Below are 10,110 nucleotides of genomic sequence, written 5' to 3' on the forward strand. Positions count from 1 at the left end.
GGCCTGCGGGCGTTCAGTGTCAACTTGGGCTGGCGTCGCGCTTGTTGGATCTGTGGGCGTTGATCGTGACATGTCGAGAAATAGAGAAGAAGACGCGAAGTTTCAAGAGCTCGAGCGCAAGACTCAAAGATAAGGTGTGGTTTGACCTGGACATCCGATCGTTTCATCAGGGCTGGGATTTACCTGTCGCTTTACCCCCTTCAGTTGGCAGATGGTGAAGATGCGACTTCCATGGGTGGCAAATCGAATCCCCCGCCCAGCGCCAAATACAAATTGGTGCGCTGAGCCAACCGTTCGGACTGCACGCGCAGCCGGGAAGTGCGCGCGGCATAGAGCGTCAGCTGGCTTTGCTCGACCGTGCGCAGGTCGACGCTGCCGATGCGGTACTGGGTGCGCGCGAGCTCCAGCGCATCCGAACTGTCGCGGATCGTCGCCGTGAGAATGACCTCGCGTTCGCGAAGGACCGACTCGGTACCCAGCGCGCCTTCGACCTCGCCGAATGCCCGCTGGCCTGCGCGCGCGTACTCGGCCACCGCCTGCTTCTGCTCGGCCGTCCGTATCTCGGCCTGCGCGCGAAGCGCACCTCCCTGGTAAATCGGCGCGATCAGGTTAGCTCCCAGACTCCAGACCGGACTGCTGACGTCCTTCAGCACGATCAGTTCGCTCGACACATTGCTGCCGCCCGCCGTCAGGCTGATCCGCGGGAGCTGCGCGGCCTTGGCTTCGCCCACGCGATCGAACGCGGCGGCGACACGCCGCTCGGCGGCCACCAGGTCGGGGCGGCGCTCCAACAACTCCGAGGGCACGCCCACGGGCAACGGTGGTGGCATCGGCGAAAGCCGGTCCGCCACGGCGATCTCCGCCGTGGGATAGCGGCCGACGAGCAGCTCGAGAGAACGCCGGGCCTGCTCACGTGCGAGTTCGACCTGCTTCAGCGTGTCGCGGTATGTGCCCGCGCTCGCGCGTGCCTGCGCCACCGCCGCAGCGTTGCCGTTGCCGATGCGAAGGCGGTCGTCCGCCATCCGCAGCAGGGCTTCGGAGGAGGTCAGCGCATCCTGCGCGATCGCGCGCTGCAAGCCGGCCTCGACGGCCAGGAACCACGCCTTGGCCACCGTGGCCGCCAGCGATTGGCGCGCATAGGCGTAGTCGGCCTCGGCGGCAGCGGACATTTCATTGGCTGCCGCCTTGCCGTAGCGCAGGCGGCCCCAGACGTCGAGTTCCAGCGATGCATTGAGGAAGACTCCGTCCAGACCGCCACCACCACCCGACTTGCCGCCGCCCAGCCCGATCACACCCGCCGAGGGCAACAAGGTGGCGGATGCCACCTTCACGTAGCCCGCAGCCTGTTCGACCCGCGCCGCGGCCACCCTCAGGTCGGCGTTGTAAATCAGGGCCTCTTTGACGAGGGCGGTCAACGCGGGCTCCTCGAAGGTCGCTAGCCAGCGGTCAGCCACCGGCGCCGCTGCGCCGCCGCCCGCCCGGAACGACGCCGGCAGGGGCGCCTGCGGCAGCACCTCCTTCTGCAGGTCGGCGGCCGTCGGCGGCGACTTGAGCGCACAGCCCGACAGCGCCGCCACCAGCGCCATCGCGAGAATGCGTCGGTGAAACAGAGGTGTGTGCATCAGTGCAGCTTCAACACGAGGTAGTTGGTGATGGCGCCGACGCGAAGGATCACCATGCGCACGATGTGGATCGCCGCAAAGTGATCCGTGTAGACCGCGCCCTGGCCATCCGCGCCGGCGGCGAGGAACAGCCCGGCGTCCTGCTGATCGACGATGAGCTTGACGGGGAAGCGGCCCGGCACCTGCGGGAAGGCGCCCGTCTGCGGCAGCGTGCCCGACGGCGGCACTTGACCCTGGCCCTGCGCCCAGACGATGGAGTCGACTGTTGCGGGGATGATGCGGCCCGCGTACGTCTTGAGCGTGAATTCTGCCCGGTTGCCCGGTTCGACAAGGCGCAGCTCGTTCTGATCGAAGAGCGCAATCACCTGGTAGGTTTCCTCGACGAAGGTCATCGCGGGCGCCAGGGGCACCGAAACCACGAAGGAGCCCGGCCGCAACTGCACATTGATCGCGTAGCCGTTGGCCGGCGCGAACACGGCGGTCTGGTCGAGGTTCCACTGCGCATTGCCGAGCTCCGCGCGGCTGATGTCGACCTGCGCCTTGGCGGTCGCGAGCTGGGCCCGGGCCGACGCGACCGACGCCTGTTCGCCATTGACCCGCCCCGACAGCTTCTGCGAGACCTGAGCCTCGTTCGCCGTCGCGGTCGCGAGCTGGCCTTGCAGTTCGATCAGGTTGGACTCGGCCTGTTCCAGCGCGAACTTGTCACCTGCACCGGTGGCCACCAGTTCCTTGTTCTGCCGCACCCGCAGTCGTGCCAGCTCCAACCTGGGCTGCAGCGACCTGACCTGTCCTGTGGCCGCCTTGAGCTGCTCCTGCAATTGCCGTGCGCCGGCCGAGGCATCGACCAGTGCGGCACCGGCCTGCGCGAACTTCGCCTCGTCGGCGGCAAGCCTGGCCTTGGCGGCGCTGAGTTCGTTCTCGTATTGGGTCGGGTCGATGCGGAACAGCAGCTCGCCTTTCTTCACGAGCCTGTTGGGTTCGACCGGCACCTCCAGAACCCGGCCGCGCACCTGCGGCACGATCTGCACCACGTACTTGATGACCCGGACATCGGCCGACGAGGGCGCCACGACGTTGAGCGTGAAGATCATCGCGCTCAGCGCGACGATCGGAATGATCACGACCGTGACTTGCGTCCCGGTGTTCCACGGCAGCCACTTCAGCTTGATGAAGAAGAGCCAGACGAAGAAGGCGTAGATGGCAAGGAGCAGTGCTTCCATCAGGTGTTCGCCTCCTTGGCCATGGCGGCATCGACTTCTGCTGCCTCGGCTGCCGGCATCGCCACGGTCAGGTCCCTGCGCAACACCTTGAGGTCGGCGGTCAGCGTGCCCTTGGCAGCCATCACGTCGAGTTCCTCGCGCAGGTGGGCGACCTCATGCGCCAACAATTCGCCCGCCCGCGCCTTGTCGCCCTGCTCGTGGAAGTAGTCCTCGTGCTTCTCGGTTCCGTACGCCAGCTGGTAGCCCACCGGCTTCACATAGGCCCACAGCCAGGCGATCGGCCACAGCAGACCGCCGAAGAACAGCGACAGCAGGCACAGCATCTTGATGGCGTCCCGTTGGGGGTGATGCCGCTTGTGCGCGATCTTTTCCGGCAGGACATGCAACATCCAGAACAGCACAATCGCCGCGACGGGCACCGCGAAGATGATGAACCACGCCAGCCCCGTTGCCGCCGAGGCCATCATCTCGGGCGGGAGAAAGGATGCGTGGGCGCCGAAAGGAACGACCCATCCAGCCACGCCCAGCGAGGCTGAAACGAACCTCGGGCTTCGACCGGGAGGCGGCCTCTGCTCCCTTTCTGTCAGCGCGGGAATCGCGATCCTGTTTATCCGGCGAGCTTGCATCTGACGTTCTTCTGGCTTCTTCTGGCAATTGGCAAGCCTCACCAGCTACGTGGCAATGTGCTTGCAGCACCTTCGGGCTCATCTCGGATCCGAGCGCACGCGACGCACCGCGGCGCGCAGCTCGCGCACGCTGACCGGCCGCTCGAGGAAATCCGTCGCCTCCAGGCGCGCGATATCCACGGCCGTGCGAAAAGCGGTGTGCGGACCCAGGACGATCACGGGCAGAGGTACGCCTCGGCGCCTCAACTCGCGCGCCAGTCTGAGCGTCGCTGCCTCGTCCACATCGGCCGACGCAATCAGGCAATGACCCGAACCACAGGGCGGTCGGGCAAGAAAGTCTTCGCCGTCGTCCACAAACAAGACCACGTCGGTGATCCGTCGGAGCGCCGATTCGATCCAGGCGCGCTCATCCGCCTTGAATCCGACGACGTAGACGGTGGTGGACATGAATTCGGCGTCTCCCGAGGCAGTAAAGGTGGTGCTGGATCCCAGCGATGACCAGCTTCCGTGGCGATCGCCCGCGGCCGAAGCACATCGCCAAGCGCAGCGCACTTCGAGTCCGCTTCCGTTCGCCTGGACCGAACCGGAAACCAATGGTGAGGCCATCAGGGCGATGCGACCATCCCGGCGATCACGGGCCATCACGTACGTAGACGCGCGAAAACCCTGGCAGCCTTCATGCGCCATCAACCATTGCTAGCGACCGAAGCCGACGAAGGCGGGACCGCCCCAGCCACCCCAGCCACCCCAGCCCATGGCATCCATCTCGTTCACCTGGGCGGCCTCGAGATTGTTGTTGCTTAGTTGCTTGGCCACGCGCAGCCGTTGGTAGTCCTGGTACTGAGGCAGTCTGCCGACGTAGGCGACGTTGTTCATCGAATCCGGCAGGACGTAGTAGGTCGTTCCCTGGTAGTTGACGGGCGACACCTTGTCCTTCGGGAGCTTCGCGAGCGTGGCCTGCTGGTCCGGCTTCGTGGGTGTGATGACCTTGAAGCCGGCGGCGATGGCCAGATTGTCATTGCCGAGCGCACCGTTGGTGGCGCAGCCAATGACCAGTGCGAAGGAGGTCGCAGCGGCCAGGTATTTCAATGCAGCGAATCGTTGGTTCATGGTTGTTCATCCAATGAGGATTTATTGGCGGGAAGCGATGATGGACTCCGAGCACGCCGCAGGTGTATCCGGGCGGTCACCGACACTACGTACGAGATGCACGTGGCTCGCCTACTTTCCACCCAGCTCGATCTCGGGGTTCTCGCCGGTGTCGTAGCGCGCCACCACGCCGGCGGGATTGAAATAGACATAGAAAAGACGCGGCATGTAGTTGTCCATGTACTGCCAGCTCCAGACGACGCCATCGAACGAGGACACCCGCGTGACCTGATACGGCTTGCCATAGGCACGCAGCACATCGGACTCGGTCCATTTGCCGATCTGGATCGGGTTGTTGTTGAGCGGATTGGTCAGCATCGAGCGCACCGCGACGACCCGGCCGGCCGCATCAAGGTCGACGTTGTCGACCTGGTAGCCCGCGGGCTCGCGCGAGTACTGCAGCCGTTCGCCGCCATCCGACAGCAGGTAGGTGGCGCTCGGCTTGCCCAGCTGCTGCAGCGCCTGGGTGCGTGTCGAGCCTATCGGCAGGCGCGCGGGGTCGGCCGCGCAGCCGGCAAGCGCGGCCCACAGGACTGTCGCCGCAACCCGTACCGTCCAAACCGCTTGCATGAATGTCTCCTGCCGAAACACGAAGTCGAGGAAAACGGGCGACGTATCGGCCGACCGGAACGATGGTGAAGGCCCGAAGGCCCTTCTCTTGCGATCGTCGGTCCATCCTCCCGAGGGGGCAATCCCGGCGGCCACTCAATCCACGTACGTGTACGCGCCGCGAGCCCACGGCCCAGCGCCGGCGAGCGTCATGGGCCGTACTCGTTCTGCCAGGGCGGCAGCCGCTCCCCGCAGTCGCTGCAGTACTGCGCGGCCGGCGAGTGCCCCTCGCTCAGGCATTCGTGGCAGGTCCGGGTCGTGGGTTCGTGCGTCGTGCGCAGGGCCGTGAACTCGGCGCTCACGATGCCGGTGGGCACCGCCAGCGTGCTCCAGCCGAGCAGCATCATGAGCGAGGTAATCATGCGGCCGAGGTCGGTGTGCGGCGTGATGTCGCCGAAGCCGACCGTCGTCATGGTCGTGATCGCCCAGTACACGCCGACCGGGATGCTCGTGTACCCGTGGACGGGCCCTTCGACCACGTACATCAGCGTGCCCATGATCAGGACAACCAGCATCACGAAGGCCATGAAAACGAGGATCTTGCGTCGGGACGCGGCCAGCGCGCGGCCCAGCACGCCGAACTCATAAACGTACTCGGTGAGCTTCAGGATCCGGAACAGGCGCAGCAATCGCAGCACGCGCACGTCGATCAGCGCATGCAGGCCCGGCACGAAGACGGCGAGGTAGGTCGGCAGCACGGCCAGCAGGTCGATGATGCCGAACACGCTTCGCGCGTACCGCAGCGGCCGCTGGACGCAGGCGAGGCGGGCGGCATATTCCAGCGTGAACGCCAGCTGCTGGTGCAGGGGTTCGCGCCCGTCATGCGGGCTGCTCCTGCCCGTCCACCTATCGATCGGGCGTGCCGCCCAGGCCCGAATAGTAGGCCGCGAGGGCACTGATCTCCTGCGCGGTCAACTGGCGCGCGACGCTGCGCATCTGGGCGCTGATGTCGTTGTGCCGACGGCCCGAGGCAAGTGCCAGCAGCTGCACTTCCAGGTAGGCGCGCTGCTGGCCTTGCAGGCCCGGCGCGCCCGGCGTGAGCCCCATCGGACCGTGGCAGGCCGCACAGGCCGCGATGCCGCGCAGCGGATCGCCGACCTCGACCAGCCGGCGCGCCATTGCATCGGCCGACGCGCCCGCCGCTTCGGCACCCGCAAAGGGATCAGGCAGCGCGGCATAGTGCGCCGCGAGATCGCGCACGTCCTGGGGCGACAGCGCCGAAACGTACGCACCCATCACGGCGGCATCGCGCCTGCCGCTGCGGAAATCCTCGAGCTGCTTGTAGATGGCGGCTTGGCTCTGTCCGGCAAGATTGGGGAAAATGGCGTCCGTGCCTACCCCAGTGGCGCCGTGGCAGTTATTGCAGGTGGTGGCCGCGAGCGAAGCGCCCCGGGCCGCATCGCCTGCGGACAGGAACTGCCGCGTCGTCGCGGTCCATGCGACGTTCGAAGCCGGCGGTCCGGCTTGCACGGGCGCCTGTGGGTTGCGAACCGGAAGACCGATGGCGCTGCAGATGACATCCCACAGTCCCGGCTCGCCCGGCCCCGACCCCGCCGCCTGGCTCGCAGGCAGCCAGACGAACCCCACGGCGACCGCGGCGACGAGCAGCGCCGCAGTGGTCCCGATCCACACCGCAAAGCGGGCGTCGCGAGTCGGGGGAGTGCGGGAAGCGGTCATCGCGCCCCGACCGGATAGGTCGCCACGCCGCTGCGCTGAAGGAGCAGGACCTGCGCGATCGGGTAGCCATAGTTCACCACGGTCAACGCCGCCACGAGCAGGATCCAGACGCCGAAGCCGTTCAGCGATGCCGGCAATCGCGAAGGCGGACGCAGCGCCAGCGAGAACCGCAGCGGGGCCTGCGGGCTGGCCGCGCCGCGATGCGATGCCAGCAAACCGATCACCAGCAGCAGCGTCGAGACCACCAGGATCGCCCCGCCAACGGCCGAAATGCTCACCCAGATGGCTTGCGGCGCCAGCGCCGGATCGGAGAAGTCGTAGTAGGCCATGCGGCGGGGCTGGCCCATCATGCCGACCACGTGCCAGGGCAGCGTCACCACCAGCATGCCGATGAACCAGCTCCACAGCTGCCACTGCATGAGCTTCGGCGCAATCGCCCGGCCCGTCATCCGCGGCCACAGCTCATAGGCGATCGCGAAGTACATCATCACGACCGAGCCGCCGTAGATCAGGTGGAAATGCGCCGTCACGAACTGGGTGTTGTGCACGGTGGCGTTGAGCGCATAGCTCATGTTGATGAGGCCCCCCGCGCCTCCCAGGCCCAGCATGACGAGGGACAGCCCCGAGGCCAGCACGACGGGCCGGTCCCACGGCAGCGCTGCGACCCAGCCGAAGATGCCGCGCCCGCCCCGCAGACGCCCGGCGATCTCGAGCGAGGCGCAGATGGTGAAGATCGTCAGCAAGGTCGGCACGGCGACCATCCCGGTGAAGACGGCGTGCAGGAACTTGAAGCCGGCGCCGACCTGCGGATCGGCGAACAGATGGTGCATGCCGATCGGCATGGAGAAGACCAGCAGTTGCAGGAACGCGATGCGGCCCATCTTGTCGCTGTACAGCCGCCCCCCCGCAGACTGCGGCAGCAGCACGTAGAACGCGATGTAGGCGGGCATCAGCCAGAAGTACACAATGGCATGCAGGGTCCAGGAGAAGAGCATCCTCGCAAGCCCCGCGTCGAGCGTATCCGTCCACCCGAATGCGTTGGGCAGGATCAGGAAGGCGATCTCCGAGCCCACCCCCAGCGAAGTCCAGGACCACAGCAACGCGCCCGCCGTGGTGGCGAACATCGCGAGCGGAACCGGTTGCCCCGGATGGTCGCGCTTCCAGCGCCTGAAGTGCCACACCATGAGACCGACCCAGATCCACGAACCCGCGACCGCCAACAGGATGCCGCCGTAGTACCAGGGGCTTCCGAGCAGCGGCGGATAGAAGGTGTAGAGCACCGTCRCCTTGCCCGCGGCGACCGTGGCCAGCGCGATCAGGGCGCCCGCGCACACCATGGCCAGGGAGGTCCAGGCGAGCCGCATACCGTGCATCGGCCGGCCCAGTGAGACCGCGCAGACCGCATAGCCAAAGCCCATCACGATCAGGGTCGGGAATACATAGGCCAGCGTAGTGCCGTGGGCGGTGACCGCCACGTAGTAGCGCTCCGGGTCGACCCAGCGGTGCAACGGGCTGCGCACCCACATCTGCCACGCGCCTAGCAGGACGGCGACAGCGAGTGCCGAGAACGCCGCCCAGAAGTGGGCCAGCACGAGTCGACTACTGCCCTGCACAGGATGCCCTCGGCTGATGGCCATGGAGGCGTTCGAACTCGGTCCGCTCCAACACCTTAACGCGGGCCCACATCCCTTCGTGGCCCACGCTGCAATACTCATGGCAGGGCATCAGGTGATCGCCCGGCGCGTCGAAGCGCGTGCGGACCTCGGCGACATAGCCGGGTATGACCATGGTGTTTACGTTGGTCCCCGTGACGAGGAAGCCGTGGACCACGTCTGGGCTCGTGACACGGAATCTGACCAGCGTCCCGGCAGGCACCACGATGCACGAAGGGACGAACGAATACTGCTGCGCGATCAGCCGTACCACCGCCGTTCGGTCGGGTTGTATGGCTGTGCCGAGATTGCTTTCCATGAACTCGCCCGACAGGTGCAGCCGACTTGCATCGATCGTCTCGACGCTGGACGGCGACATCGCGGTCCATTGCAGGCCGGAATAGACCATCACCGCGAACACCACGGCGATCACGCCCGCCACCCCCCAGGACCATCGACGCTCGGACCGGTCGATGACCCGCGCGGCCGCCAGTTCGACAGACTCAGCCAATGGAGCCTCGCGGCGCAAAGACGAAGAAGAAGAACGCGATCCAGAGCGCGAGCAGGATGAACACGGCCAGGCCGGCCACGGCCAGTGCACCGCGCGGTCCCGCGGCAGCGATCGCCAGGAGCTCCTCCGGACTGCCGTGGAAGGCGACGTTCTCCGCCTGCACGGCGGCCGAGACGTGGTCCTGCGGGTGGCGATTCGACGAGGTGTCCATGCCTTCTACTTCGGTGTGGCGCCAGCGAGCGCGGCCAGCACCGCAGCCGGCCTGAACGGCACCGAGCGCAGGCGCGCTCCCGTGGCGTCCAGCACGGCATTGGCGATCGCGGAGGGCACGGCCGACGTGGTGGGCTCGCCTGCACCCCATGGCACTTCGCCGGGCCGATCGATCAGGTCGATGGCGACCTCCGGGACATCCGGAAAGGTCAGGATCGGATAGCTGGCCCAATCGAGGCTCGTGACCGCGTCGCGGTTGAACGCGAGTTGTTCCACCAGCGTGCGACTCACGGTCTGAACGACGTTGCCTTCGATCTGGTTGCGCAGCCCGTCCGGATTGATGATCTGGCCGCAGTCGTGGACAACAAAAACGCGCTCGACGTGGATCTGCCCGCTGCGCCGGTCGACGGCCACGTCCGCGACCAGGCCCACGTAGGTGCGAACCAGTTCGTACTTCGCGTAGCTGACCCCGCGGCCTCGGGCCAGTGGGCCCGTGTCGCGCACGCGGGTGCCGCGGGGCTGCCATTTCGCGAACTGGCGAAGGCGCTCGAGCAGTTCCAGGCCGCGCTTGTCGCTCAGGCGGCGAACTCGGAATTCGAGCGGATCGACTCCGGTCGCGGCCGCGATCTCGTCAATGAAGCTCTCGTTGCCGAAGGTATTCTGCATGCGCCCAGGGGCGCGGATCCAGGCGGCCGGCAGCGGCGTGTCGTGCAACCAGTGCGCCGTCAGCTTGCTACCGGGCAGGTCGTAGGGAATGCCCAGTCCCGGGTTGTAGGTGCCGGGGCTGTCCGGGCCCTCCTTCGGCAGGCCTGCCAGCACGGCCCCCAGCAGGGT

General features: G+C 66.7%; 12 protein-coding genes. All 12 read right to left on the reverse strand.

Features of this window, described 5'->3' with window-relative positions; all coding sequences use genetic code 11:
• Positions 1-200: 200 nt before the first annotated feature.
• The gene (locus tag AC1D2K_RS21010; protein ID WP_478090765.1) at positions 201-1,586 is read right to left on the reverse strand and encodes a TolC family protein; all 1,386 of its coding nucleotides are present in this window, start codon (positions 1,584-1,586) and stop codon (positions 201-203) included.
• 35 nt (positions 1,587-1,621) lie between these two features.
• Positions 1,622-2,842, reverse strand: coding sequence for an HlyD family secretion protein (locus AC1D2K_RS21015; RefSeq protein WP_478090766.1), 1,221 nt, complete (start codon positions 2,840-2,842; stop codon positions 1,622-1,624).
• Positions 2,842-3,309 (reverse strand): DUF3302 domain-containing protein, encoded by a 468-nt coding sequence (locus AC1D2K_RS21020; protein WP_478090767.1) that lies wholly within the window; start codon positions 3,307-3,309, stop codon positions 2,842-2,844. The genes AC1D2K_RS21015 and AC1D2K_RS21020 overlap by 1 nt, the downstream gene beginning before the upstream one ends.
• A gap of 237 nt (positions 3,310-3,546) precedes the next feature.
• The gene (locus AC1D2K_RS21025; protein WP_478090768.1) at positions 3,547-3,915 is read right to left on the reverse strand and encodes a response regulator; all 369 of its coding nucleotides are present in this window, start codon (positions 3,913-3,915) and stop codon (positions 3,547-3,549) included.
• A gap of 249 nt (positions 3,916-4,164) precedes the next feature.
• Complete coding sequence (locus AC1D2K_RS21030) at positions 4,165-4,578, reverse strand: hypothetical protein (RefSeq protein ID WP_478090769.1); 414 nt, start codon at positions 4,576-4,578, stop codon at positions 4,165-4,167.
• Positions 4,579-4,689: 111 nt separating this feature from the next.
• Positions 4,690-5,187 carry a hypothetical protein gene (locus AC1D2K_RS21035; protein WP_478090770.1) on the reverse strand — a complete coding sequence of 166 codons (498 nt, stop codon included), beginning with the start codon at positions 5,185-5,187 and terminating at the stop codon, positions 4,690-4,692.
• A 188-nt stretch (positions 5,188-5,375) separates the two neighbouring features.
• Positions 5,376-6,122, reverse strand: a complete 747-nt coding sequence (locus AC1D2K_RS21040; protein WP_478090771.1) for an ion transporter — start codon at positions 6,120-6,122, stop codon at positions 5,376-5,378.
• Positions 6,073-6,903: a c-type cytochrome gene (locus tag AC1D2K_RS21045; protein WP_478090772.1), complete on the reverse strand. Its 831-nt coding sequence runs from the start codon at positions 6,901-6,903 to the stop codon at positions 6,073-6,075. The genes AC1D2K_RS21040 and AC1D2K_RS21045 overlap by 50 nt, the downstream gene beginning before the upstream one ends.
• Positions 6,900-8,540, reverse strand: a complete 1,641-nt coding sequence (locus AC1D2K_RS21050; RefSeq protein WP_478090773.1) for a cbb3-type cytochrome c oxidase subunit I — start codon at positions 8,538-8,540, stop codon at positions 6,900-6,902. Before AC1D2K_RS21050 ends, AC1D2K_RS21045 begins: the two co-directional genes overlap by 4 nt.
• Positions 8,503-9,066 carry a cupredoxin domain-containing protein gene (locus AC1D2K_RS21055; protein WP_478090774.1) on the reverse strand — a complete coding sequence of 188 codons (564 nt, stop codon included), beginning with the start codon at positions 9,064-9,066 and terminating at the stop codon, positions 8,503-8,505. Before AC1D2K_RS21055 ends, AC1D2K_RS21050 begins: the two co-directional genes overlap by 38 nt.
• Complete coding sequence (locus AC1D2K_RS21060) at positions 9,059-9,277, reverse strand: hypothetical protein (protein WP_478090775.1); 219 nt, start codon at positions 9,275-9,277, stop codon at positions 9,059-9,061. Before AC1D2K_RS21060 ends, AC1D2K_RS21055 begins: the two co-directional genes overlap by 8 nt.
• A 5-nt stretch (positions 9,278-9,282) precedes the next feature.
• The coding region (locus AC1D2K_RS21065) for a molybdopterin cofactor-binding domain-containing protein (protein WP_478090776.1) at positions 9,283-10,110 on the reverse strand (828 nt) is incomplete at its 5' end.

Source organism: Variovorax sp. P1_H12_2, from assembly GCF_056405335.1.